The 24,606-nt window shown below is 71.8% G+C and carries 21 protein-coding genes and 1 pseudogene; 13 read left to right on the plus strand and 9 right to left on the minus strand.

The window, feature by feature from the left end:
* Positions 1 to 9: 9 nt before the first annotated feature.
* Positions 10 to 666 carry a TetR/AcrR family transcriptional regulator gene (locus OIE67_RS17060; protein ID WP_326641408.1) on the minus strand — a complete coding sequence of 219 codons (657 nt, stop codon included), beginning with the start codon at positions 664 to 666 and terminating at the stop codon, positions 10 to 12.
* Between the two features lie 149 nt (positions 667 to 815).
* Here OIE67_RS17060 and OIE67_RS17065 point away from each other — a divergent pair.
* Positions 816 to 1,769 (plus strand): annotated as a pseudogene (locus OIE67_RS17065) (RNA polymerase sigma factor); the annotation flags it as partial.
* A 111-nt stretch (positions 1,770 to 1,880) separates the two neighbouring features.
* Positions 1,881 to 2,645 (plus strand): class I SAM-dependent DNA methyltransferase, encoded by a 765-nt coding sequence (locus tag OIE67_RS17070; RefSeq protein ID WP_106246664.1) that lies wholly within the window; start codon positions 1,881 to 1,883, stop codon positions 2,643 to 2,645.
* Between the two features lie 40 nt (positions 2,646 to 2,685).
* Here the strand turns inward: OIE67_RS17070 and OIE67_RS17075 are convergent, their stop codons facing one another.
* Entirely contained in the window at positions 2,686 to 3,429 is a 744-nt protein-coding gene (locus OIE67_RS17075) for an alpha/beta fold hydrolase (protein WP_326641411.1), read from the minus strand.
* A 94-nt stretch (positions 3,430 to 3,523) separates the two neighbouring features.
* On the opposite strand from OIE67_RS17075, the gene add reads away from it, so the two are divergent.
* From add to OIE67_RS17090, 3 genes are read left to right on the plus strand one after another with little or no spacing between them, the layout of a single operon-like run.
* Complete coding sequence (gene add / locus OIE67_RS17080) at positions 3,524 to 4,483, plus strand: adenosine deaminase (protein ID WP_326641414.1); 960 nt, start codon at positions 3,524 to 3,526, stop codon at positions 4,481 to 4,483.
* Positions 4,480 to 5,358 carry a TIGR02569 family protein gene (locus tag OIE67_RS17085; RefSeq protein ID WP_326641416.1) on the plus strand — a complete coding sequence of 293 codons (879 nt, stop codon included), beginning with the start codon at positions 4,480 to 4,482 and terminating at the stop codon, positions 5,356 to 5,358. Before add ends, OIE67_RS17085 begins: the two co-directional genes overlap by 4 nt.
* Before the next feature lie 46 nt (positions 5,359 to 5,404).
* A complete protein-coding gene (locus OIE67_RS17090; protein WP_326641418.1) occupies positions 5,405 to 5,974 on the plus strand; it encodes a DUF6221 family protein in 570 nt (189 codons plus the stop codon).
* A 135-nt stretch (positions 5,975 to 6,109) separates the two neighbouring features.
* On the opposite strand, the gene OIE67_RS17095 is transcribed toward OIE67_RS17090, so the two are convergent.
* Positions 6,110 to 8,122, minus strand: coding sequence for a beta-galactosidase (locus OIE67_RS17095; RefSeq protein ID WP_326641420.1), 2,013 nt, complete (start codon positions 8,120 to 8,122; stop codon positions 6,110 to 6,112).
* Positions 8,123 to 8,465: 343 nt separating this feature from the next.
* Here OIE67_RS17095 and OIE67_RS17100 point away from each other — a divergent pair, with 343 nt between their 5' ends.
* Positions 8,466 to 9,521: a LacI family DNA-binding transcriptional regulator gene (locus tag OIE67_RS17100; protein WP_326641422.1), complete on the plus strand. Its 1,056-nt coding sequence runs from the start codon at positions 8,466 to 8,468 to the stop codon at positions 9,519 to 9,521.
* Between the two features lie 112 nt (positions 9,522 to 9,633).
* Here the strand turns inward: OIE67_RS17100 and OIE67_RS17105 are convergent, their stop codons facing one another.
* Positions 9,634 to 10,281: a response regulator transcription factor gene (locus tag OIE67_RS17105; protein ID WP_326641424.1), complete on the minus strand. Its 648-nt coding sequence runs from the start codon at positions 10,279 to 10,281 to the stop codon at positions 9,634 to 9,636.
* Positions 10,282 to 10,285: 4 nt separating this feature from the next.
* Positions 10,286 to 11,401 carry a sensor histidine kinase gene (locus OIE67_RS17110; RefSeq protein ID WP_326641426.1) on the minus strand — a complete coding sequence of 372 codons (1,116 nt, stop codon included), beginning with the start codon at positions 11,399 to 11,401 and terminating at the stop codon, positions 10,286 to 10,288.
* A gap of 370 nt (positions 11,402 to 11,771) precedes the next feature.
* On the opposite strand from OIE67_RS17110, the gene OIE67_RS17115 reads away from it, so the two are divergent.
* The 6 genes from OIE67_RS17115 (at position 11,772) to OIE67_RS17140 (ending at position 19,926) form a co-directional block, all read left to right on the plus strand.
* Positions 11,772 to 12,485, plus strand: a complete 714-nt coding sequence (locus OIE67_RS17115) for an ABC transporter ATP-binding protein (RefSeq protein ID WP_326641428.1) — start codon at positions 11,772 to 11,774, stop codon at positions 12,483 to 12,485.
* 336 nt (positions 12,486 to 12,821) lie between these two features.
* Positions 12,822 to 13,577, plus strand: coding sequence for an ABC transporter permease (locus OIE67_RS17120; protein WP_326641430.1), 756 nt, complete (start codon positions 12,822 to 12,824; stop codon positions 13,575 to 13,577).
* A 265-nt stretch (positions 13,578 to 13,842) separates the two neighbouring features.
* Positions 13,843 to 14,412 (plus strand): hypothetical protein, encoded by a 570-nt coding sequence (locus OIE67_RS17125; RefSeq protein WP_326641432.1) that lies wholly within the window; start codon positions 13,843 to 13,845, stop codon positions 14,410 to 14,412.
* A gap of 585 nt (positions 14,413 to 14,997) precedes the next feature.
* Positions 14,998 to 15,858, plus strand: a complete 861-nt coding sequence (locus OIE67_RS17130; protein WP_326641434.1) for a hypothetical protein — start codon at positions 14,998 to 15,000, stop codon at positions 15,856 to 15,858.
* Complete coding sequence (locus OIE67_RS17135) at positions 15,852 to 18,608, plus strand: outer membrane protein assembly factor BamB family protein (protein WP_326641436.1); 2,757 nt, start codon at positions 15,852 to 15,854, stop codon at positions 18,606 to 18,608. Before OIE67_RS17130 ends, OIE67_RS17135 begins: the two co-directional genes overlap by 7 nt.
* A 151-nt stretch (positions 18,609 to 18,759) precedes the next feature.
* Positions 18,760 to 19,926, plus strand: a complete 1,167-nt coding sequence (locus OIE67_RS17140) for a hypothetical protein (protein ID WP_326641437.1) — start codon at positions 18,760 to 18,762, stop codon at positions 19,924 to 19,926.
* A 21-nt stretch (positions 19,927 to 19,947) separates the two neighbouring features.
* Here the strand turns inward: OIE67_RS17140 and OIE67_RS17145 are convergent, their stop codons facing one another.
* Both OIE67_RS17145 and OIE67_RS17150 read right to left on the minus strand, forming a co-directional pair.
* Positions 19,948 to 21,099, minus strand: coding sequence for a sensor histidine kinase (locus OIE67_RS17145; protein ID WP_326641439.1), 1,152 nt, complete (start codon positions 21,097 to 21,099; stop codon positions 19,948 to 19,950).
* Positions 21,096 to 21,758 carry a response regulator transcription factor gene (locus OIE67_RS17150; protein ID WP_326641441.1) on the minus strand — a complete coding sequence of 221 codons (663 nt, stop codon included), beginning with the start codon at positions 21,756 to 21,758 and terminating at the stop codon, positions 21,096 to 21,098. Before OIE67_RS17150 ends, OIE67_RS17145 begins: the two co-directional genes overlap by 4 nt.
* Positions 21,759 to 21,909: 151 nt before the next feature.
* Here OIE67_RS17150 and OIE67_RS17155 point away from each other — a divergent pair, with 151 nt between their 5' ends.
* Positions 21,910 to 23,385, plus strand: coding sequence for a DUF1349 domain-containing protein (locus OIE67_RS17155; RefSeq protein WP_326641443.1), 1,476 nt, complete (start codon positions 21,910 to 21,912; stop codon positions 23,383 to 23,385).
* Between the two features lie 4 nt (positions 23,386 to 23,389).
* Here OIE67_RS17155 and OIE67_RS17160 read toward each other — a convergent pair whose 3' ends face one another.
* Positions 23,390 to 24,124: a class I SAM-dependent DNA methyltransferase gene (locus tag OIE67_RS17160; RefSeq protein ID WP_326641445.1), complete on the minus strand. Its 735-nt coding sequence runs from the start codon at positions 24,122 to 24,124 to the stop codon at positions 23,390 to 23,392.
* Positions 24,125 to 24,177: 53 nt separating this feature from the next.
* Entirely contained in the window at positions 24,178 to 24,546 is a 369-nt protein-coding gene (locus OIE67_RS17165) for a VOC family protein (protein WP_326641447.1), read from the minus strand.
* Between the last annotated feature and the right edge of the window lie 60 nt (positions 24,547 to 24,606).

Genomic DNA, 24,606 nt, shown 5'->3' on the forward strand with positions numbered 1-24,606 from the left:
ACGGCGTGCTCAGCGGACGGCGTACGCGCCGATCGCCGGCTCCAGCAGGCCGAACACCCGGCGCGCGGTCTCGGCGAGAGCCCGCGCCAGCGCGTCCGCAGTCTCGTCGTCGTCGTTCGGGAAGGCCGCCAGCATGCGTTCGTGCAGGTCGCGGAAGAGCAGGCGGTCGGCCGCCGCGAGCTGGGCGGCCACGGCGCGGGCGACGACCGGGTCCCCTCCCGTCGTCTCCGCCTCCGCCGTCAGCCGCGCCGCCAGCGCCTGCTCGCGCTGCTCGTGCAGGTCGCGCAGCCGGGCGACCAGGGTCGGGCTGTCGGCGATCATCCGGGCGAACGCGGGCCCGGTGAAGCCGATGACCAGGTCACGCCGGTCCAGCGCCGCCAGATACTCCCGGCGCACCGCGGCCAGCGCCGATTCGCCGGGAGGCCGGCCCGCCACCACCCGCGCCAGGCCCGCGACGAACTCCTCGTGGTGGTCGAGCGCCAGGTCCTCCTTGCGCGGGAAGTAGTTGGTCACGGTCATCTTGGCCACCCTGGCGGCGGCGGCGATGTCGGCGATGGTGGTCCGGTCGAAGCCGCGCACCAGGAACAGTTGGGTAGCGTGGTCAGAGATGGCCTGCCTGGTCTCTCGCTTCTTCTGTTCCCTCAAGCCCAAGGTGTCGATGCTCATAGCCGCAGTCTTCCACAAAATTTTAGGTTCGACCTTATTTTAGGTTGACTCCTCTTACGAGGCAACCTAATGTTAGGTTCGACCTAAATTTATGCCGCCGTCCACAGCCCCCAAAGCGAGCGAGGAGTGAGGTTTTGTCCCAAGCAGCAGAGGTTCTAGAACTGGACGACAACGTTGCCGAGGGCGGTGCGGTCGTCGGCGCCGACTCGGTCAAGGTCTATCTCAAGGCGATCGGCCGGGTGCCGCTGCTCACCGCCGAGCAGGAGATCGAGCTGGCCAAGCGCATCGAGGCCGGCCTGTTCGCCAGGGAGCGGCTCGACACCGAGGCGGGCCTGTCCGACGAGATGCGCGCCGACCTGGAGTGGATCGCCGCCGACGGCTTGCAGGCCAAGCGCCGCATGCTGGAGGCCAACCTGCGGCTGGTGGTGTCCATCGCCAAGCGCTACACCGGGCGCGGCATGCTTTTCCTGGACCTGATCCAGGAGGGCAACCTCGGCCTGATCCGGACGATCGAGAAGTTCGACTACCGGCTCGGCTACAAGTTCTCCACCTACGCCACCTGGTGGATCAAGCAGGCCATCACCCGGGCCATGGCCGATCAGGCCAGGACGATCCGCATCCCCGTGCACATGGTGGAGCTGATCAACAAGGTCGCGCGCACCCAGCGCCGGCTGCAGAGCGAGCTCGGCCGCGAGCCCACCCCCGAGGAGATCGCGGCGGAGTGCGAGCTGGAGGTCGACCGGGTCAGCGAGATCCAGGGCTACGGCCGTGAGCCGATCTCCCTGCACACGCCGCTGGGGGAGGAGGGCGACAGCGAGTTCGGCGACCTCATCGAGGACACCGAGGCCGTCTCCCCGGCCGACGCCGTCTCCTTCACCCTGCTCCAGCAGCAACTGCACGCCCTGCTCGACCAGCTCTCCGAGCGCGAGGCGGGGGTGATCAGCATGCGGTACGGCCTCAATGACGGCAAGCCGATGACCCTCGACGAGATCGGCCGCATCTACGGCGTCACCCGGGAGCGCATCCGGCAGATCGAGGCCAAGACGATGTCCAAGCTGCGTCATCCGTCCCGGTCCCTGGCGCTGCGCGACTACCTGAGCTGACCCGGCTCGCCGCTTGGTACGAGGTGCGGACAGAAAGGCTGCGCAAACGGGAACTCAAGAGTGTCGCCGCTGGCCCATGGGCCCCCTCCACGGTGACCTACATTCCAAGGCGTGAAACGCTCCCGTTCGAGCCTCGTCCACCAGGTGACGTACGCGACCAAGAACCCCCACAAGATCCTGCCCCATCTGCGCCGGCTGGCCCGCGACACGTGGTTCCGGCTGCGTACGCGCGACCATGTCGCCTACTACCGGGCGGTCATGAAGTCCGACACCGCCCGCGACCCCGAGGGCGCCGTCGGGTCGCACACCCACAAACGCTGGCTGGCCCTGGGCCGGCTCCAGTTCGACTACCTGCTCGAACACGGGCTCAAGCCCGAATGCCGGATGCTGGAGATCGGCTGCGGCAACCTGCGGGCGGGCCGGCTGTTCGTCGGCTACCTCTACACCGGCAACTACTACGGCATCGACATCTCGCCCGACATCCTCATGGCGGCCCAGGACACGATCGTCAGGCACGGGCTCGGCGACAAGATGCCCTACCTGACCCCCGTACGGGACCTGCGCTTCGCCTTCCTGCCCGACGAGTACTTCGACGTCGTCCACGCGCACAGCGTCTTCTCCCACTCCCCGCCCGGCGTGATCGAGGAGTGCTTCGCCCACGTGGGCCGGATCATGAAGCCGGACGGCTGGTTCGACTTCACCTTCGACCGGACCGAGGGCAAGGAGCACCAGGTGCTGCGGGAGGACTTCTACTACCGCACCGAGACCCTCGTCGCGCTGGCCGAGAAGCACGGGCTGCGGGCGGTCTTCATGGAGGACTGGGAGAACCGGCACAAGCAGTCGAAGATCCGCATCACCCGGCGCCGGGCCGCCTGACCCGCCGCTGATCGGCGTACGGAGGCACGCTGATCGCCGGTCACTTGGCGAGGCTGTCCCAGAACTCCTCCAGCCGGGCCGCGCCGGCCGCCGGGTCCTGCAGCAGCCACCAGTGACCCAGGCCCGGCAGCTCGGCCACCGCCGCGCCCGCCCTGGCCGCCGCCGCCCGCGCCACGTCCCCGTCCAGGAACGGATCCTCCGACGCCACCAGCACCAGCCCCGGCACAGGGACGCCGGCGAAGGCGGGCGACCACTCGCGCCCCACGTCCACGGCCGACCGGTAGAGGGCCAGGATGCTGCCGGCCATGACCTCGTCCGCCTCGGCCGCCATCGCCAGGGCGTGCTCGCGCGGGACGCCGAAGCCCTCGTACGGCAGGGCCAGCTCCTCGACCGGCAGGCCGCGCCGCCGCTCGAAGAACTGCTCACCGGCGCCCGGCGTCTGCCACAGCCTGGCCAGATCGTGCCAGCGGAAGTCGGCGTGGCCGAGGCCGGCGGCGTCGGTGACCCACGAGCGCACCAGGTCGGGGCGCAGGCTGACCAGGCGCACCACCAGGCCGCCGCCCCAGTCGTGGCCGACCAGGTCGACGTCCTCCCCGGCCAGGTCCTCCAGCTCGGCGGTCAGCCAGGCGACGTACTCCTCCTTGGTGGCGGTGAACCCCTCGGCCCGGGGGCGGCCGAACCCGGGGAGTGCCGGCACGCGCACGTCATCGCGGCGCAGGACCGCACGGAGAGGGTCCCAGACGGCTGAGGTCTCCGGCACGCCATGGACCAGGACTACGGTCATGATCGGCTCCATCTCCGGCGAGGGCTCACGCCCTTCCTACCCCCGCCGATAACCAGGTGCACCGGATTTCGGGCAGCGCGTAGGGTGGGCGCACGTGAGAGACGTACGTGCCCTGCCCAAGGCCCACCTGCATGTTCACCTGGAGAGCACCGTACGGCCGCGGACCGTGCGCGAGCTCGGCGGCCCGCCCGAGCCCGAGGGGGCGTTCGCGACCTTCAGGGAGTTCGCCGACCAGCGGGCCAAGGTGCGCGAGGTGCTGCGCACGGCCGAGCACTTCCGGCGGATCGCAGTCGAGTTCTGCGCGGACGAGGCCGCCCAGGGCACCCGCTACGCCGAGGTGACCTTCACCGCCGCCGCGCACGGCGAGCGCGTGGGCGACCACGAGATGCCGCTGCGGGCGGTGCTCGACGGGCTCGCCGAAGGGCGGGAGCGGTACGGGATCGACTGCGGGGTGCTGCTCGACCACTCCAGGCGGCGGCCGGTGGAGCGGCTGTGGCGGACGTACCGGATGGCCGTCCGCCACGAAGGGGTGATCGGGATCGGGCTGGCGGGTGACGAGAGCTACCCGCTGGCCCCGTTCACCGAGGTGTTCGCCGCGGCCTGGGACGCGGGGCTGCACCTGGTGCACCACGCGGGCGAGACGGCCGGGCCGGACAGCATCCGCGACGCGCTCGGCCCGGGACGCGCCGAGCGGCTCGGCCACGGCATCCGGGTGCTCGACGACGACGAGCTCGTGGCGGAGCTGAGCGAGCGCGGCGTCCCCCTGGAGGTCTGCCCGACCTCCAACGTGCTCCTCGGCCTGGTGCCCTCGCTGGCCGAGCACCCGCTGCCGCGGCTGCGGGAGGCGGGGCTGACGGTCACGATCAACACCGACGGGGAGACGGCGCTGGCCGACGAGTACGCCCGGCTGCGCGACGTCTTCGGCTTCACGGACGCGGACCTGGCCGACCTGGCCCACGCCTCCATCGACGCCGCCTTCGTTCCTGAACAGATGAAGGCCGAGCTCAGGGCCGGGGTGAACGCCTGGCTGGCGACCCCGGAGACGGCCTCATGACCCCCGAGTCCGCCGCCGGCGGATCGCCCGCACCTGAGGGAGAGGAGCCGCCGCCTCCGGACGTGCTCGCGGCCTTCGGGGCGGCGGGGGAGCCGGTGTGGATGGGCGGGGCGTGGCGGGCCGGCGAGCTGGCGCTCAAGGAGGTCGGCTTCCTGCCCGAGACGCTCTGGCGGGCCGGCGTGCTCGCCGAGCTGCCCGATTCGCCGCACTTCCGGGTGGCCCGTCCCGTCGCGGCGGCCGGTGGCGGCTGGGTGAGCCAGGGCTGGGAGGCGACCAGGATGGTGCCGGGTGTGCCCGACGTCCGGCGGCAGGACGACGTGCTGCGTACCGGAGCCGCCTTCCACGAGGCGATCGCGCACCTGCCCAGACCCGGGTTCCTCGACCGGCGCGAGGACCCCTGGACCCAGGGTGACCGCGTCGCCTGGGAGGAGCTGCCCGTCCCCGGCGCGGCCGGCGGGCTGCTGGAGCCGCTCGTACGAGCGCGCCGTCCGGTCGACCTGCCCTGCCAGGCCGTCCACGGAGACCTGCCCGGCAACGTGCTGTTCGCCGACGGCCTGCCGCCGGCGATCATCGACTGGCCCGTCTACTGGCGGCCGCCGTCGTGGGCGGCGGCCGTCGCGGTCGCCGACGCCCTGTGCTGGTACGGCGCCTCACCCGCCCTGGCCGCCCGCTGGGCCCATCTGCCGGAGTGGGGGCAGATGCTGATACGCGCCCTCATCTACCGGATCGTCACCCTTGACCTGGTAGACGGGCCCGCGGGCTGGACCCCGGACCAGCTCGCGGTTCACCGCCCGGCGATCGAGGTCGCGCTCGCCCACGCCGACCGCGGGCCCGTTCACCCTGGGGGAGCGGTCCGGCACCCGCCGGTGTCCTGAGGGCGATCACGCCGGCGCGGCGCCGTACGGGGGAGAATGGGTCTCGATGGACGAGCTGATCACATTCATGCGGGCCCGGCTCGACGAAGACGAGCGCGGGGCGCGGGACGCGACGCCGGGCCCGTGGTCGTACGACCCGGGCAAGGAGTGGTACGACGGCGACGACTTCGTCACCATGACCAACGGGCAGGAGTTCGTCGGCTACGGCGGCCTGTCACCCTTCCGCGGCGCCGTCTGCATCACCGGCGACGCCGGGCACGCGCAGTCCGCCAAGGACGCCGAGTACATCGCCGCCCACGACCCGGCGCGCACCTTGCGCGAAACAGAGGCCAGACGCCGCACCCTGGCCCGACACGCCCCTGGCCCGCCGACCGAGGCCGGACGCCGAACCGTGGCCCGGCACGGCTCCGACCCGCAGACGGAGACCGCTCCACCCCCGAACGCCGAACCGCCGTCCGGGGCCGAGCCGGCCGGGACCGAGCCGGCGGCCGAGGCCGAGCCGGATGCCCCGCCCCGCTGTCAGCACGACGGACAGCCGTGGCCGTGCCCGGACCTGCGCGATCTCGCCGCCCCCTACGCCGACCACCCCGGCTACCGGGATGAATGGCGACCGTAAGGCGGCAGGTGGCGGTCGAAAGGCAGCGGGTGGCGGCCGTAAGGCAGCGGGCCGAGGGCCTGGCTCCAGGCCCTCGGTCGCGGGCGAGCGCAACCGGCCCGGCAGGCGTCGGGGGCCCGGTTCCGGCCCCCGCTGTCAGCCGCGGGCGATCTGGATCACCGACGCGCCCAGCGGAGCCAGCGACACCGTGCCCGACACCGGCGCCCCGGTGAGCAGATCCGTCCCCTCCCCTCCCACGGGAACGGACACGCTCTCGGCCGCGCTGTGGTTGAGCAGGAACACGTACTCGTCAGCGTCGTCCCCCCGCACCGCACATTCGACGTGCGCCGGCACCCCCTCGAACCGCGAACGCACCCCGGCCTCCGCCACCACCCGGGCCACGACGTCGTCGAACGCGCCCACTTCCAGCAGCGTCGCGAAGTAGACCACCCGCCCGGCCCCGTACCGGTTCTCGACCACGGCGGCGCGTCCCTCCAGCAGCCCGTCGGCGTACGTCGCCAGCGCCTTGCCGCCCTCCAGGTGCAGATCGTCCCGCCACCACGTGGCCGTCGCCGAACGTCCATCGGCGAAGGACACGGCGAACACCTCGTCCGGCCTGGCCGGCCAGTACTCGTCGATCTTGGCCCCGATGAGCTCCCGGAACGCTCCCGGATACCCGTCCGGCCGCACCCGGTTGTCGGCGTCCACGACGCCGGAGAAGAAGGACATGATCACCGTCCCGCCGTCCGCGGCGAACTCGCGGATCCGGGCCGCACCTTCGTCGTCGATCAGGTACGCGTTCGGCACGACCAGCACCTTGTACCCGTCGAGCGACCCCCCGTGCGGCACCACGTCCACGGCGTGGTGCCGCTCCCAGAGCGGCGTGTAGTGCCGCATGACCGTGTCGGTGTAGCTGAAGTCGCTGCGCGGCAGGCCGAAGACCTCCTCCAGCCCCCACCATCCGTCCCAGTCGAACACGATCGCGATCTCCGCCCGAGAGCGCGTGCCGGCGACCGGGGCCAGCAGCTGCATCTCCCGCCCGAGGTCGCTGATCTCGCGGAACGTGCGCGAATCGGGCCCGGAGTGGGGCAGCATCGCCGAGTGGAAGCGCTCCTGCCCGCCCCGGCTGGCCCGCCACTGGAAGAACATCACCGAGTCGGCCGCCCGCGACACCGCCTGCAGCGAGCCGAGCCGCATCCGGCCCGGCTCCTTGACCACGTTGAGCCGCCACTGGCTGACCGCGCTGCTGGACTGCTCCATCAGCATCCACGGCTGCCCGCCCTTGAGCGAGCGGAACAGGTCGTAGTTGAAGGCCGCCGACACGTGCGAGTCGGATTCGGCCGGGTTGGGGTAGATGTCGAGCGCGGCCGCGTCCTCCTCCGGCGCCCACTTCCAGTAGTCGGCGTGGCGGAAGAAACGCATGAAGTTGGTCAGGACGGGGACGTCGTCGCGGAAGGAGCGGACGATGTCCCGCTCGGCGAGGTAACACTCCAGCAGCGCGTCCGAGGTGAAGCGCTTGAAGTCGAGCCGGCGGGTGGGGTTCATCCACGTACGCGGGATGTGCGGCACGTCGATCTGCTCCCAGCCGGTGTAGACCTGGCCCCAGAACCGCGTGGTCCACGCCTCGTTCAGCCGGTCGAGGTCGCCGTACCTGCGCTGCAGCCAGCTCCGGAACGCGACCCCCGCGGCCGGACCGAACGACGTGGGCCCGTACTCGTTGCTGATGTGCCACATCGCCAGCGCCGGATGGAAGGAGTAGCGTTCGGCCAGCCTGGTGGTGATGCGGGCCGCGTACTCGCGGTAGATCGGCGACGAAGGGTCGTAGTGCAGGCGGTTGCCGAAGCCGAACGGGTGCCCGTCCTCCCTGATCGGGAACACCTCGGGGTGCAGGTGCGTGAGCCAGACGGGCGGCGCCGCGGTGGGTGTGGCCAGGTTGACGCTGACGCCGTGGTCGTGCAGGAGGTCCATGACCTCGTCCAGCCAGCCGAACTCGTACGTGCCGGGCTCCGGCTCCAGCGAGGCCCACGCGAAGACGCCCAGGCTGACGGTGTTGACGCCGGCCTCGCGCATGAGACGGACATCCTCGCGCCAGACCGAGCGGTCCCACTGCTCGGGGTTGTAGTCCCCGCCGAAGGCGAAACCGCCCACGCGCCGGCGGAAGGCTGCCATGCGTGACATTTCACTGACTCCCATGGTTCTTCGGTCCTTGAGTCTCGCGTGCGTCCCCGATCAGGAGCCATCTCGCGCGGCGTTGATAGCGCTGACAGACCTGCTCCGCCCCTGCTGGAGCGCGCCTCTGCTGGATCGGAAAGTTTCGGATAATGTTGCCGAAAGATGACCGTGACATTGCCGGAGTATTACGCTAGGCTCCGGCTCATAGCACTGTCAACAGTCCTCGACCCACAGCGACACCGCCAGGTCAGATGGGTTGACCCAGGCCGATCTGGACTGCCGAAAGTTTTCGTGTCCTGATGCCGCCGAGAGGCGGCGGCACGGCAGAACGGGAGATCCGGTGCGCAGAGCCACGCTGGCCGACGTCGCGGCCGCCGCCGGAGTGTCGGTGCCGACCGTCTCCAAGGTCCTCAGCGGCAAGAAACACGTCTCCGCCGCCACCAGGGACAAGGTGCTCGAAGCCGTCAGAACCTCCGGCTACGAGGCGCCGCGCCCGCCCAGCAGGCCCAGGGCCGGCGTCGTCGACCTGCTCATCGAAGGGCTCGGCTCACCGTGGGCGCAGGTGCTCATCGGCGGCGCGGAGAAGGCGGCGGCGCGGTGGGGGTTCTCGCTGGTCGTGACCTCGTCCGCACGCTCCGACTTCGACCTGCGGCGCTGGATCGGGATGGTGCGCAAGCGCAACACCGACGGCGTCGTCCTCGTGCTCTCCCGCGCCGACCAGCGCGAGATCACCGCCCTGGAGGAGCTGCTGCACGTGCCCCTGGTGCTGGTCGACCCGGTCGGGCAGCGCGACCCGCGCCTGTCCTCGGTCGGCGCCACCAACTGGCTGGGCGGCGTCATGGCCACCACCCACCTGCTGGAGCTGGGGCACACCAGGATCGCCTTCATCGGCGGGCCGCTCGACACGCAGTGCACGCTCGACCGGTACGAGGGCTACCTGGCCGCCCACCGTACGTTCGGGATCGACTCCGACCCGGCGCTCGCCCGCTACGGCGACTTCCTCGTCACCGGAGGCAAGGCGATCGGCGGCGACCTGCTCGACCACGACGACCCGCCCACCGCCGTCTTCGCCGGCAACGACCTCCAGGCCGCCGGCGTCTACCAGGCCGCCACCGAGCGCGGCGTCCGCGTGCCCGGCGAGCTGTCCGTGGTCGGGTTCGACGACTCGATGTTGTGCGACATGCTCTCCCCACCGCTCACGACCGTCCGCCAGCCGCTCGACGACATGGCCAACGAAGCGGTACGGCTCGTCGCCGAGGAAGTGACCCACCCACGGGGCCCCTCCGGCACCCGCATCGAACTCGCCACCACCCTCGTCGTCCGCGACAGCACCGCCCCACTCCACCCCGACCCGGCCCGATCACCGGGAACCACGCCACGCCGGGCCCGTCCGTAGCCGAGCACCGGTGATCGGCCCCGCGCCGGTCATCGGAAGACGAACCCCGAAAACGGCACTCTGGACGCTGGGCCTTGGAAACCGGCTCTTTGGGAGGGGCCGTCGGATGTGGTCAGAGCAGGCCGGCGTCGCGGACCTTGTTGGCCACGTGGACCCGGTTGTCGGTGCCCAGTTTGGCGAAGATGCGGGTGACGTTGGCCTTCACCGTGGCCACGCTCACCGACAGGTCCCGCGCGATCTCGGCGTTGGAGCTGCCCTTGGCCACCTCGATCGCGACCTCGCGCTCGCGTTCGGTGAGGGTGGCCAGCTCGCGGGCCGCCTCGGGACGCTGCGGCTCGTAACGGCCGGTGGCGGCCGCGATCACCTGCTGGGCGACGCTCGGCGACAGCACCGGCTCGCCCTTCGCCACCGCCCGCACAGCCTCGATCATCTTCGGCGGCGGTGTGTCCTTCAGCAGGAACCCGTGCGCGCCGAGCCGCAGCGCCCGCATCACCATGTCGTCGGCGTCGAACGTGGTCAGCACCAGGATGCGGGGCGGAGCCGGCCGGGAGAGCAGCAGCTCGGTGGTGGTCAGCCCGTCCTGCTCCGGCATGCGGATGTCCATCAGCACCACGTCGGGCCGCAGGTCCCGGATCACGGCCATGGCCCGCTTCCCGTCGGCCGCCTCACCCACGAGGTCGAGGTCGGGCTCGCCGCCCAGGATGAGACGCAGCCCTGTGCGCACCATCGGGTCGTCATCCACGATCACCACTCGGATCACGACGTCAAGCCTCCCACGGCAGCAGGGCGTCCAGGACGAAGCGCCCATCCCGTACGTCATGGCTGAGTGTGCCACCGGCCATCCGGGTGCGTTCGGCCAGCCCGACCAGCCCCAGCCGCCCGCCCGGCCCGGCCGCGACGCCGGCCGGGGCCGGATTGCTCACCCGGATCCGCAGCCCCACCCCCGGCCGCCCGCCGAGCTCGGCCCGCACGGGGCTGCCGGGCGCGTGCTTGCGGGCGTTGGTGAGCGCCTCCTGCACGATCCGGTACGCGTGCCGCCCCGTCTGCGCCGGCAAGTGCTCCCTGCCGCGCACGGTGTCGTCCACCTCGACCCGCTGCCCGGCCGCGCGTACCTCCTCGAACAGGGTGTCCAGGTGAGCCAGTGTCGGCTGCGGCGCCTCCAGTCCGCCGTCACGGCGCAGCGTGCCGAGCACGGCGCGCAGCTCGTTGAGCGACTGGTGCGCGTTGTCCTGGATCGCCAGCGCGGTCTCGCGCATCTCCTCGGGGCCGAGGTCCTTGCGGTAGGCCAGGCCGCCCGCGAGCATCGTCAGCAGCGAGATCCGGTGCGCGAGGACGTCGTGCATCTCCTGGGCCATCTTCAGGCGTTCGGCGAGCTTGGCCTGCTCCACCCGGTGCTCCTGCGCCGCCACCTCCGCGGCCCGCTGCGCGTCCGCCCACTCGCCGCGCCCACGCAGGTAGAGGCCGAGGACCGTGAGCACGCCGAGCACGGCGGCGCCGATCGCGCCGAAGACGAGGGTCAGCACCCAGCCGTCCTGCCATCGGGTGGAGGCGAGCGTACAGAACCAGAAGACGACCGCCACCGGCACCACCTGCCGCCAGCGCCGGTGCGTGGCCAGGGAGGCGAAGGCGACGAGGGCGGGACCGGTGACGGTGAAGGAGAAGACGGTCGGCAGGATCAGCGCCAGCGCGACCGGCACCGGCCACCTATCACGGAACCCCAGCAGGACCAGCCCGGTCGCGCCGATGCCCATGTCGAGCATCAGCCGGTGATCGTCGGACCCGGCACGCCCCGGCCCTAGCGTGGCCAGCACGACCATGTAGAGGAGCAGGGGGAGCGAGGCGAACAGATAAAGCAGAACGGTACCCAGCCGATCAGCCACCGGCAGCCTGCCGGCCCCTGCGGGAAAGCCACTCCCAGGCGTTGGCGGAGGGTTTCCTGGGGAGGTCGGAGGGAGGGCTTCGGTGGGGTGGGGCTCCTCGGGGAGCGCGGGGCCGGGGCGGGGTGGTCGCTCGTGCTCGGCGGGCCGGGCGCGCTCGGAGGGCCGCCGGCTGGAGGGCGGCGGCGGCCCCGCTCCTGGGGACGGCCGGCGCTCGTCGGGGTGGTCCTGCACGTCTCCAAGCCTAGAGACCTCCTGTCCAGGGCTTTAGCACCCCAGGTCCACCTCACTGCCGACCGTGGTCCACATTCTCGGCCCCAACGCTGGACCCAGGACCGATGAGATCCGGCCGCCTTTTCGGTGAACTTGACCCGTGATTGAATTCCACCGCCTCAGCAAGGCGTACAACGAGGTGAAGGCACTGGACGAGGTGTCCTTCACCGTCCAGCCGGGCACGATCACCGGATTCCTGGGTCCCAACGGCGCGGGCAAGTCCACGGCCATGCGGATCCTGGCCGGTCTGTCCCGCCCCACCTCGGGCACCGCCACCGTGCTGGGGCGGCCGTACGCCGAGCTGGAGCGGCCCGGCTACGAGGTCGGCACCCTGCTCGACGCCGGCGCTCAGCATCCCGGCCGTTCTGGCCGCGAGGTGCTGACCCTGGGCGCCATGATGCTCGGCCTGCCCCGCTCGCGCGTCGACGAGGTGCTGCGGCTGGTCGGCCTGAGCTCCAAGGAGGGCAAGCGGCCCGTCGGCGGCTACTCCCTGGGCATGCGGCAACGGCTGGGCCTCGGCCACGCGCTGCTCGGCCGGCCCAGGGCGCTCATCCTCGACGAGCCGGTCAACGGCCTCGACCCCCAGGGCATCCATTGGATGCGCGGCCTGCTGCGCGATCTGGCCGGCTCGGGGTGCGCGGTGCTGCTCAGCTCCCACCTGCTGCACGAGGTCGAGCAGGTGGCCGACCGCATCGTGATGATCGGCGGCGGCCGGGTGCTGGCCGAGGGCACCCTCGCCGACCTCGGCCGGGGCCGCGACCTCGAACAGACCTTCCTCGACCTCACCTCCAACGCCGACCGGAGGTTGGCTTGAGCTCCCCCCTCTTGACGGGAAGGGGATTCCCACGATCGTCCGTGGGGCTTACTGCTTCACCGCCGGTTGGCCGTCCCGAGACGAGGATCTCTCGTTGAGGTCTTACACCAGCTCCACAGGCGTTTCACCGCTCCGCCGGCCCGGTGGCGAGGGTATGTCCGAGCGCTGTCTCGGCGGCTGGGTTGTCACGACCGCCGAACACGCTGTCGAGCCGTGGGCATCGCGCTGTGCGCAGACGGTGATCCGCCCAGCGGCCTATCGCCTGCCGCCTGTCCCGCGCCACAAGAGTCCGATTTCTCCCTCGCGTAAAGGCGGGGTTTCTCTCGGAGGTATCCGATGACCACCGACACGCCGACGGCGTACCGCCTTCCCTTCGGGAGGTTGCTGCGGGTGGAGGCCCGTAAATTGCTCGACACGCGTACCAGCATGATCATGATGGGTGTCCTGATCGGGGTGGCGGTGGCGCTCGTCGTCGGCCGGGCCCTGGCCGGTGGGCCGACCGACCTGTTCACCCTGGCCGGCACGGCCGGGATCGCGTCGGGGACGCTGCTGCCCGTGCTCGGCATCCTGTCGCTGACCGGTGAGTGGAGCCATCGCACCGCGCTGACCACGTTCACCCTGGAGCCGCGCAGAGGCCGGGTGCTGGCGGCCAAGTGCCTGCCCGTGCTGGCCGCGGCCGTGGTCGGGTGCCTGCTGGCGCTGCTGGTGGCCGTGCCGACGACCGCCCTCACCTCGGCCGCCCAGGGCGGGCAGGTCGCCTGGGAGCTCGACCCCGGCCAGGTGCTGGGCTGGATCGCGACGACCGTACTGTCCACCGCGCAGGGGCTCGCCCTGGGGCTGCTGTTGCTCAACGCGCCGGCCGCGATGGTGATCTACCTGGTCAATCCCATGTTGTGGAGCTTCGTCGGGCAGCTCGGCCCGGTGGGTGAGTCGGCAGGGGAGTGGCTCGATCCCAACAGGACCATCAGTGTGCTGATGAGCTCCGGCCTGACCGGCGGCGACGCCGCGCGGCTGGCCGTGTCGGTGGTGCTCTGGATCGTCATCCCCGCTGGGGTGGGCGTTCTGCGGGTGCTGAGGAGGGAAGTGCGCTGATTTCGCTTTACCGGCAACGTAGATCTTTGCCGGTTTCATGGGGTTATGTTTGCGTTTGTCCGGTTTGGACCGTAACGTAGGTCTCGTTCCCGGCGAAGGGTCCAGTACTTCACGTCTCGAGGTGGGCCCCGCCCGGATCTCCGAATCCCGACTCCAGTGGATTCCTCCCGCGCTCCACGCAGCGTCCGTCACGGCACGCTGCTCAGGTTACGTTCGTCCAGCGAGCGCAAGTTCCCGTCCCCTAACAAAGGACCTGAATTTCTTCATGTCTGCTCGCCTGCGTTCCATCGCTCTGCTCGCCGCCTCCACCGTCACCGCGCTGACCGTCGGCTCGGCCGCCACGGCGCACGCCGAAACCGGCACCGGCCAGCGGGGAGTTCTGCAAGGCTCGACCACCGCGTCCTACTTCTGGGACGACTCCTCCGGCCGCGCCGGAGACACCGGTCTGCCCGCCGCGGGCAAGCCCATGCAGAAGGGCCTGGTCGCCAGCCCGAGCTGGCCGCTCATGACCGAGGGCTACGTCGTCTACAAGGGCAAGAAGATGCCCTTCTTCGTGGGCGACCGAGGCCCGGGCGACCCCTCCAGCCGTGGTGTGATGCTGGACCTCGACGCCAAGACCTTCGCCGAGCTGACCGGCGGCCGCTTCAACCCCGAGACCCTGGGCGTGGACGGCATCGGCGGCGAGGGCCACATCAAGATCGACTACGTCGTCACCAAGTGGGGCGACGGCGTCGGCCGGAAGAACTTCCCGGTCGCCTTCTCCACCGGCTCCTGGTCCGAGAAGGACACCAACCCCGTGACCCAGCCGGTGTCCGTCAAGAAGCCCACCGGCTGACCCCTCCCACCGGCCGCAGCCCGGCCGCACGCTCGTAAGGGCGCCCCTCCACCACCAGGGGCGCCCTTTTCGCGTACGGATGCTTTTCGCAGGTCGGGGTGGTGCCCCGGTAAGCGGCGCAGCAACGGTCCCATCGTGCACCGCCACGTCCATCGATGGGCTGGTCGTGCAGTGTCCGGCTGGTGCTGCTCGGCGGTCAGGCCGTGGGTTCTGGCCTGGTGCGGGAGCCAAGTTCTGAGCGGTCCGGGATGCTTCATGTCCGTATGGGGGTGCTCGGGTCCAGGGGGTGTGCGTCGCCGACCAGGTGGCGCAGGGCCAGGTGGCGTCGCTCTGCGAGGTGTCGGCCCAACGGTGACCCGTGGCCATGCTCCTTCCGGTGGCACGCTTCCCCCATCGATTTTCGCCGTTCGGGCCGTGTCGCCTTCACCGGGAATTGCCGGGAGCTGACCAGCCGGCCGCACGAGCCTCGGCGATGTGGCCGTAGCTAACCGAAAAAGTCTTTCTGGTGCGCGGAGGGTGACTAGCGGGCATATTGGTGGGTGCACGGTCAGGATTCGCCGTTCGACAGTCATCGGAAAGACGGTCATGGCCAAAGTGCGCCAGGGCAAGAAGGGTGGCGAAAGCCGGGGCGGAGGCGGTGATCGGCCGGAGCCGGAGCCGAGCCCGGGAGGCTGGAAGGCCGCGCGCACGTGGGTGGCCGGGGTGGCCAGCGCCGTGCTCATCGCGGCGGTCGGCGTGGTGTTCACCACCTGGTACACCGCGAGCGGGTCCGACGCCGTCGACCAGGTCGCCGGCGAGCCGCCGTTGACGGTCGGGCACGTGGAGGTCGAGCTCGACGAACGCCCGCTGGTGCTCAGGGAGCCGGTGACCGACGCCCGGGACCGGGCGATCCTGCTGGGCAAGGCGGCGAGCGACACCGACGTGGCCGCCATGCTGGCCCGCCATCACGTCGCCACGATCGGGAAGATGACGGCCACCGTCGTCCTGACGGGCAACCGCAGCAGCCTGCGCATCATCGACGTCGAACCGCGGGTGCTCACCCGCGCGGCCCCTTCCGACGGCGCCCTCCTGGTGCCGGGCAGCGCCGGGGAGACCGGCACGGTGGAACTCGTCGCCGACCTCGACCGGCGGCCGGTCCGCTTCGTCACGAAGGAGGACCCGCGCACCGCGTACTTCAGGAAGAAGCAGATCGATCTGAAACGCGATGAGATGGTCACGCTCAGCCTGTCGATCGTCGGCGGGAAGGCGTATTACGAGTTCGATCTGGTGGCCACGGTGCTGGCCGGGGAGCGCTCCGAGAAGATCGTGATCAACGGGCCGGGCGGCACGCCGTTCCGGCTGACGGGTTCCGCCGACTCCTACCGCACCGAATACCGCGAATCGGGAGGCGGCTTCTGGTTGCGGACTTCCCCCGACCCAGCGTGCACGGCCTCGGAGCAGTGCTGATCGCGCGGGTGGTCGCGGACATTCCCCGGCCCGGCGTGCGTGGCCTCGGGGAAGCGCTGTTCGCGCGGGCCTCCGCCGTCCTGATGGCGGTGGCGCTGCTGCTCGGCACCGCCGCCGACGCCTCCGGCGGCAGGCTCGCCCCCGTCCAGTGGCGGATGGTGTGGTCGGCGTCCACCGACGGCGAGGCCGGAGGTTCGAACTCCGACTGGGAGGTTCCGCTGCACGGCGCCTCTGAGCAGGTGCTGGCCATGGCGACCGGCGACAGCGGCGTAAGCGTCCACGACGCTCGCACCGGCAGGCTCGTCCGCGTCCAGCACCTGTCCAGCGCCCCCGTCGCCGGGGTGTGGGTGACGTCCGGCTCCGTCGTCGTGCTCACGGGCAAGTGGGACGACGGCGAGCAGCGGTTACAGGCCTTCGACGCGGTCACGGGCGCCACGCTGTGGCGGCGGGCCGTCCAGTTCCTCGACCTGGAGCGCGTCCCCGGCGCCGGCCGCTACTCCGGCCCCCGGGTCGTGGTGACCGAACGCGGCATCGTGATCGCCGAACGACGGTACGAGCCGCTGACCCTGCTGTCCCTGGATCCGCGCTCGGGCGCTGCCGTGGCCAGGACGACCCACGAGCGGCACTGCGACCTGACGGCGGCCGGCGCCCGCTCCCTGCTGGTGCTGCTCGATCACTGCGCGGGCAACCGGGTGCGGCTCTCCGCGCTGGACCCGTCCACGCTGCGGGCCGACTGGCGCCGCACGATGTCCTCACCCGGCCGTACCTTCCCGGACTCGCATCAGCTCGGGGACCCGTTCTCGCTCGGTCTCACCGTCAGCGGCGACGGATACGCCATGGCCGGCGACGCGGTCTACGCGCCGGACGGGCGCCGGCTGCCCGCCCCGCGCGAGGCGCCGCCTGCCGCCGGCTCCGTCAGGGGCAGCCGGTGGAGCGAGCCGCTCTTCCTGAGCGGCGAGCCCGGGGTCCCCGTCGGGCCCGCCCAGTCGGCGCCCGCGTTCCTGACCTCCCTCGACCAGGACACGGGACGACGGCACTCGCTGCCGCTCGACGTGCCCTCCGTCCCCGCCACCCTCGTGGGAACCGCCCCCGGCACGGCCTTCGTGCTGCTCAGCACGGGTCGTGTCGCCGCCTACACCCTGACCTACGGGGTCCCGACCGGGCGCGAGCTGTTCGACGGTGTCCCCCTGGACGCCTGGCCGGACGCGTGCGGCCTGCTGAGCGCCGCCGACCTTCGCCCCATCGCGGACGGCTACACCCCCAGCCCCGCGACGCCGGCCCGATTCGGTCAGCGCCTGCCCCGTCCCGCCCGGTGCGACTGGATCCCGCCCACCGACGACGCCCCCGTCGTCTCCCTCGCGGTGGAGTGGGTCTCCTCCTCCAGCGCGACCACACGGCGGATCTACGCGGCCGAGACGACTGCCATCAAGCATGGGCTGGCCTACGACGCGGCCACGGAGGACCCGTACCTGCTCGACTACCTCCGCCCCACCGCGACCGGCAGCAGCGGCGCGCCCGAGGCCGTCGTCGGCGCGGGCCAGGTCATCGTCCGGCTCGTCTCCACCTCGCGTTCCGCCCTGCGGCTCCTGGCCCCGCTGGTCCGGGACGCACTACTGGCCCGATACAGCCTCGCGCGTCCCACTCCCGCTGCTCTCCCGCAGTTGCGCTGGAGCTTCCCCGTGGACGGCCACCTGGAGGGCGCGCCGACGGTGAGCGGGGACGCCGTCTACGCCGCCGGCGGCGGCCGGGTCTACGCCATGGACGCCTCCTCCGGTCGGCCGCGGTGGAGCCGGGCGATCAGCACTTACGTGTCTGGGCCGCCGCAGGTTGCCGGAGACCTGGTGTACGCCGGGGAAACAGGCATCGCCCTGCACGCCCTGGACATCCGCACAGGCCGGCCGCGGTGGCGGTACTCCTCGCGTGACCTGGGGTTTCACTTCCTGGCGACGCGGGGACGCGTCATCCTCTGCGCCGGAAACGAGGTCATCGCCCTGCACGCCGCCACCGGCCGGCGGCGGTGGCGGTTCCGCACGGCCGGCAGCTGTGCCGGGTCCCGTCCCCAGCAGGCCGGCGGCACCGTCTACATAGCCGACTACGCGGGCATCGTGCACGCGCTGGACCTCGCCACCGGCCGCCGAAGATGGAGCGTGCGGACGGGAACCGACGAGCGTGCCGGCCCCTGGGTCACTCTGGCGGGGAAGGTCGTCTACGTCGCGGGCGCCGACCGCCGGGTCCGCGCTCTGGACGCCGCCACCGGCGCGCAGCGGTGGAGCATCCGGCTCGGCGCCGTTCTCACCTCCGCCCCGCTGCCCGCCGGCGCCGCCGTCTACGTCAGAAGCACGGACCACGAGGTGCACGCGCTCGACGCCCGTACCGGCAGGAAACGATGGACCGCCCTGACCGGCGTCGTCGAATCGGCCCTCGTCCTGGCCGCCGGCCAGGACCGCCTGTACGCGGTCACCGCCGCCGGCATCATCAGCGTTTTCGACACCGCCACCGGCGCGGAGGGGTGGAGCATGCCGCTGGGCGGCGCCGTCATCGTGGGCCCCGTCGTGCACCGGGGCGTCGTGTACGTCTCGACCGCCGGTGGCACCGTCCACGCCCTGGACGGTGCCACCGGCGCGCGGCGATGGCGGATGAACACCGGCGACGCGCAGGAGCAGGACTCCATCGCCGGGAACGCCCTCACCTTTGCCAACGGCCTCCTTTACACGGGCGGCGGCGGCAACGTCTACGCCCTGCGCCCCTGAGGACCCGGCCCGGCGGCGCCGTCGCGATCGTCGACACCCTGGCGCCAGTTGAGTGATCTACGTTGTAAAGGCGTCCGGCTGATCGACCGCCCGGTGATCCAAGTGGCGTACGGGAGACGAATCAAGGTCACCTCTCCGAGAAGGGACTTCGATGGCCCAGCCTCACTGGTTACGCAAGACTCTCGCGGCCGGAGCGATCCTGGCCGCCGCCGCGGGCGTTCTGGCGCCCGCATCCTCCGCCTCGGCAGCCGGCGTCTCGACCGCCGTCGTGCCGCCGCCTTACGCGGCTGACCTGCCCGATCTCAGCACCCCGGCCGTGGCCTACGACCGTGCCGGTCAGCCCGTCGCGACCGGTGTCGCCGTGCGCGGGGCCGATGGCGCGCTGCTCTACAGCGCCCGCTCGGGTTCCACGTTCGGGCCGCTCCAGTCGCTCGGCGGGGTGATCGTCGGCGATCCGTCGGTGGTGGTGAACTCCTTCGGCACCCACTTCTTCGTCCGCGGGACCGACGATCAGGTCTACACCAACACGATCACCCCGTCCGGCGCCGTCACCGGTTACTCGACGGTGCCCGGCCTGACCGTCACCGGCGATGTCGAGGCGCTCGTGCCCAACCTCGCTCCGGCGGGCAGCCTGCGGATCTTCGCGCGCGGACCCGACGGCGCCGTGTGGACCAACAGCCTCAACGGCGGCGCGTGGGCGGGATGGAGCAGCCTGGGCGGCTTCGCCACCAGCGACATCACCGCCGCCCGCACCTTCGCCGTCCCGAACGACACCGTCCGGGTGTTCGTCCGGGGCGCCGACCACCGCGTCCACGTCAGCAGGGTGAGCGCCGGCGGCGTCACCGCGTTCGAGCCGCTGGGCGACCTCCAGGTCACCAGCGACATCGCCATCGCCGAGGACGCCCTCTTCGGCGGCGGCTTCATCGCCGCCCGGGGTGCGGACAGCGGTGTCTGGATGCTCAACCTGTTCACGATCCCGTACGTATGGAAGCCCCTCGGCGGGACCGCCACCAGCGACCCCGCCATCAGCTTCCAGGGCAACGTCACCTCCCTGTACGTCCGGGGCACCGACGACGCCCTGTACGTCAACAAGGCGGCCTCGCCCGATGCCCCCTACCGCGGTTACGAGCGGATCGACGGCGCCGTCGCCGGCAACCCGGCGGCGTTCGGCCCCGGCGTCAGCGCGCTGGGGCCCGGCCTCCTGCTGGCCCGCCTCGCCGGCGGATCGCTGGGCCTGAACGTGGACCCCTCTCCCACGCTCCAGCCGCCGCACAAGTTCGGCGGGTTCACCCCGGTCCCGGGCCCGGCCGTCGGCTGAGCACGTTCCACGAGGTGCGCCTCATGGTCGCTCGCGTCTGCTTGCGGCGCGAGCGACCGTCCGGGCCGCGATCAGGGACGATGCGGGGAACCGCACGGTGATGGACAGACCGCCTTCCGGTCGGGCGACGGCGGCGAGGGTGGCCTGGTGGGCCTGTGCGACGGCGTCGACGATGGCCAGGCCGAGGCCGTAGCCGTCGCCGCGCCCGTGGCGTTCGGAGGCGAGTCTCTGGAAGGGCTGGAAGAGGCGCGGGAGCTGGTCATCGGGGACGACCGGCCCGCTGTTGGCCACGGTGAGGGACGCCTCCGTGCCCGAGGTCCAGGTGGTGACCGTCACGTGCCCGCCCGTGTGGTTGTGGCGGACGGCGTTGTCGACGAGGTTCGCGACGAGGCTTTCGACCAGTCGCGGATCCCCGGACGTCGTCGCGGGCGCCAGGTGCCCGGCGAGGTCGACACCCTCCCGGATCGCGTGCTCGCGGCGGGAGGCGAGCACCTCTTCGACGACGGCGGAGAGGTCGACGGCGTCCCAGCGGGTGACGCCGCGCTCGCTGGTGGCCAGGGCGAGCAGTGCCTGGACGAGCCGCTCCTGGTGTTCGCCGAGGGAGAGAGCCTCCTGACAGGCCGATCGCAGCGTGCCGGCATCGGCGTCCGGGTCGGCGAGTGCGACTTCGAGCAGCGTGCGCTGGCCGGCGAGAGGGGTGCGCAGTTCGTGGGAGGCGTTGGCGACGAAGTGGCGCTGGGCGTCGAACGCGGCCTGCAGACGGGCGAGCAGGCCGTCGAGGGTGTGGCCGAGCTCGGTCAGCTCGTCCATGGGCTCGCCGAGGCCGAGGCGCCGGTCAAGGGTGCCGGCGGAGATGATCCCGGCGGTGGCGGTGATGGCGCGCAGCGGGTACAGGAACCGGCCGGCGACGTACCAGCCGATAGCCAGGGCGACGGGGACCAGCAGGACCAGCGCGACGGCGGATCCCGCGAGAAGCCGGGTCAGGCTGATCCCCGGCCCCGACGCGGTGATCACGCCCGGTGAGAGGCCGCCCACAGGGGTGGTCATCTGCACGCTGGCCAGCGGGACGTCGACGAGGACGACCACGAACACCCCGGCCGCGTAGACGCCCGCCGCGTAGGCGAGCGCGAGCCGGGTCCGCAGGGACCTTCTGGCGGATGTACGGGCGGTCATGACGGGCCGACGCGGTAGCCGCCCTCGCGGACGGTCTCGATCACGGGCGGGTCGCCGAGCTTGACGCGCAACCGGTGCACGGTGTGCTTGACGGCGCTGGTGAAGGGGTCGGTGGCCTCGTCCCAGACGCGTTCGAGCAGTTCCTCGGCGGAGACGACCAGGCCGGGCACGGCGAGCAGGCATTCGAGCAGGGCGAACTCCCTGGGGCTCAGCTCCAGCCGCCGGCCCGCCCGTGACACGGTCCGGCGGGCCGGATCGAGGGTGAGGTCGCCCCACGTCAGCGTGGGCGGGAGTGGCGGGGTGGCGCGGCGGGCCAGCGCGCGGACGCGGGCGACCAGTTCGGCGAACGCGAACGGCTTGGGCAGGTAGTCGTCGGCGCCGAGGCCGAGCCCGTCGACGCGGTCCTCGATGGTGCCGGAGGCGGTGAGCATCAGCACGCGGGACTCGCAGCGGCCGTGGGCCAGCCGCCGGCAGATCTCGTCCCCGTGGACGCCGGGCAGGTCGCGGTCGAGGATCACCACGTCGTAGCGGGTGGCGGCCAGGCGGTCGAGGGCGGCGGTCCCGTCCAGGACGACGTCCACGGCCATGCCCTCGCGGCGCAGGCCGGTGCCGATGGAGCGGGCGAGAACCTCGAAGTCCTCGACGACGAGGACCCTCATCGCCGCTCACCGCCCGCCGTCGTGCGGGCGGGGCGGCCGGACCGGACACGGGATCGGGGTGCCATGGGGCAACGATGTCAGATCCCCGGTCGCAGCCGGGTCGCGGCGGCCGCGACCTCACCGGAACCGGGTGCCGCGTACAACCGTCGCCATGAGTTCCTTCACCTCCAGCCCCACCGGCTCGCGGGACGGCTTCCGCCGGCTGCTGCGTGCGCGGTGGGCCGGCTTCCGCTCCGGCCGCGGCCGGACGCTCGCCATGGCGGCCTCCGTGCTGGTCACCGTGTCGCTCGGACTGCTGATCGCCGGAGGCGTGCGCAGCACCTGCGTGACCTCGGCGGGAGAGGGGCCCTGCCCCGCGCCCCTGGTGGGTCCCGACGGTACGGCGGTCAGCGACAAGTATTACTTCGTGCACCAGCCGCTCAAGGGCGACGGCAGCATCACCGCCCGGGTGTCGGACCTGACCGGGCAGATGCGGCAGCCGGACCTCGTGCCCGGCGTGCGCAACGTCAGGCACGGGGCGGTGCCGTGGGCCAAGGCGGGGCTCCTCGTCAGGCGGAGTCTCCAGCAGGGCACGTCGTACGCCGCCGTCATGATCACCCGCGGTCACGGGGTGCGGATGCAGCACGACTTCATCCACGACGTGGCCGGCAGCGCCGCGCGGGGGCCGCGGTGGCTGCGGCTGGACAGGTCGGGCGACCTCCTCACCGGGTACGAGTCCGGCGACGGCAGGACGTGGACCCGGGTCGGCGAGGCCCGGCTGGCCGGGCTGCCGGAGACCGTCGAGATCGGGCTCTTCGCCACCTCGCCGGGCGCGCTGTGGACGATGGCCTCGGCCTTCGCCCAGGCGACGGCCACCTTCGACCGGATCACGCTGCGGGGCGCGAGCGGTTCGTGGCGGCATGACGACGTCGGCGTCACCCTCGGTCCCGACGGCAGGACCCCGCATCACCCGGGCGGAGCCGTCGAGTCGGGCGGCAAGGTCGTCGTGACCGGCGGCGGGGACATCGGGCCCGCCACGGTGGAGGGCGGCCTGCGTGCCGACCTCCTGCTGAGCGGCGGGGGCCTGGGGCTGATCCTGGTGCTCGTGGCCGCCGTCATGTTCCACCCGGCGGAACGGGGGCGAAGCGTGCTGGCGGCAGAGGCCGTGGTGGTCGGTGCGGTCGCGTTCGTGGCCGGGCTGGTGGCCGCCGGGGTCGTGGTTCCCGCCGGGCTGGCGTTGCTGCGAGCACACCGGAACCCGATCCAGCCGATCACCCTGGGCACCGAGCTGCGGGTGATCGTCGGGTACGCGGCGCTGGCCGCGATCTCCGCCTTGCTGGCTCTCGGGCTGGCCGCGCTGGTCAGGAGCAGGATCCTCGCCGCCGGGCTGGCCGTCGCGCTGATCGTGGTGCCGTATCTGCTGGCGAGCGCGGGGGTGGCGCCATGGCTGCTGGCGATCACTCCCGCCGCCGGGTTCGCGATCACGCAGAGCGTGCCCGCGTTCGCGCACGTCGACGTGGGCCCGTCACTCCTCGAAGGCCACTACCCGCTTGCGCCGTGGGCGGGTCTGACGGTGGCCTGCGGCTACGTCGTCGTCGTCCTCGGGGCGGCGATCATCGTGCACCGGCGGAGGGCCGCACCCGCCTGAGCCGTCACGACGTCTTCCGCCAGACCGAGATGTGGCTCCGGCTGTCGCCGGTGTAGGGCTCGCGGTTCCAGCCGGACCACCGTTCGCGCAAGGTCATTCCGGCGATGCGGGCCATCAGGTCGAGCTCGGACGGCCACACGTAGCGGTGCGGTGTCGAACGGGTCTCCAGCCGGCCGTCCACGACCCAGTAGTGATGGGAGACGGCGGTCTGTGACGCCACGTCGTACTCCTCGAACCCGAGATGCGCCGGGGTCACGGTGAACGGGTGGACGGTTTGGCCCGGGGGCAGGCGCCGGAGCTCGGGGATGTAGACCTCGATGACGAACGAACCGCCGGGTTGGAGCTGGTCCGCCACGGTACGGAAGCATTCGACCTGCTCATCCTGGGTGGTCAGGTTCGTGATGGTGTTGCGGACCAGGTAGGCGAGGGTGAAGTCGTGGCCCACCTTCGTGGTGGCGAAGTCGGCGATGGTCACACCGACGTGCTCCGCGCCCGGTTTGCCGTCCATCTCGGCCGCCATCGCCGGTGACAGCTCGATGCCGTGCACTCGGACGCCTCGCCGGCTGAGCGGCAGCGCGATGCGGCCGGTGCCGATGCCCAGTTCGAGGGCGGTGCCGCCCGGGCCGGCCAGGGCGGCGAGGAAGTCCACGGCCGGGTCGACGACCGCGGGATCGAACAGCTCCGGCCATTTGTCCTCGTACGTGCGCGCGGTGTGTTCGTCGAAGTTGTTCTCTGGCACGGAGGTGGTTGTGCCCGGGAACGCGGGGTGGGCACCATCCGATTCGGTGAGGGCTATTCGCCCTCGACGCAGAACTCGTTGCCTTCGGGGTCGGCCATGACCACCCACCCGCCAGGGGTGACGCTCCGGCGGTCGTCCACGAGGCGCGCGCCCAGCGATTCGAGCCGGGCGATCTCCTGCTCCTGCGATCCGTCACGAGGCACGAGATCGAGGTGCAGGCGATTCTTGACCCGCTTCGGCTCAGGCACCTCGACGAAGACGAGGTGAGGGGAGTCGCCGCCGTCGAGGCCCACCCACCAGAACGGGTTGCCTGGCATGTCCGCCTTCGAGCGGGGCCAGCGGGTGACCTCGCTCCAGAAGCGCGACATGGACTCGGGGTCGGCGCAGTCGAACGTCACGTTCAAGATCGAGGACCTGCTCACGCCGGCCTCCTCCGCCGGTCTCGTCCCGGCGGAGCCTCGCACGGGTGGCTGAACGGGGCA

The sequence above is a fragment of the Nonomuraea fuscirosea genome (assembly GCF_035917475.1).
Lineage (GTDB): Bacteria > Actinomycetota > Actinomycetes > Streptosporangiales > Streptosporangiaceae > Nonomuraea > Nonomuraea fuscirosea.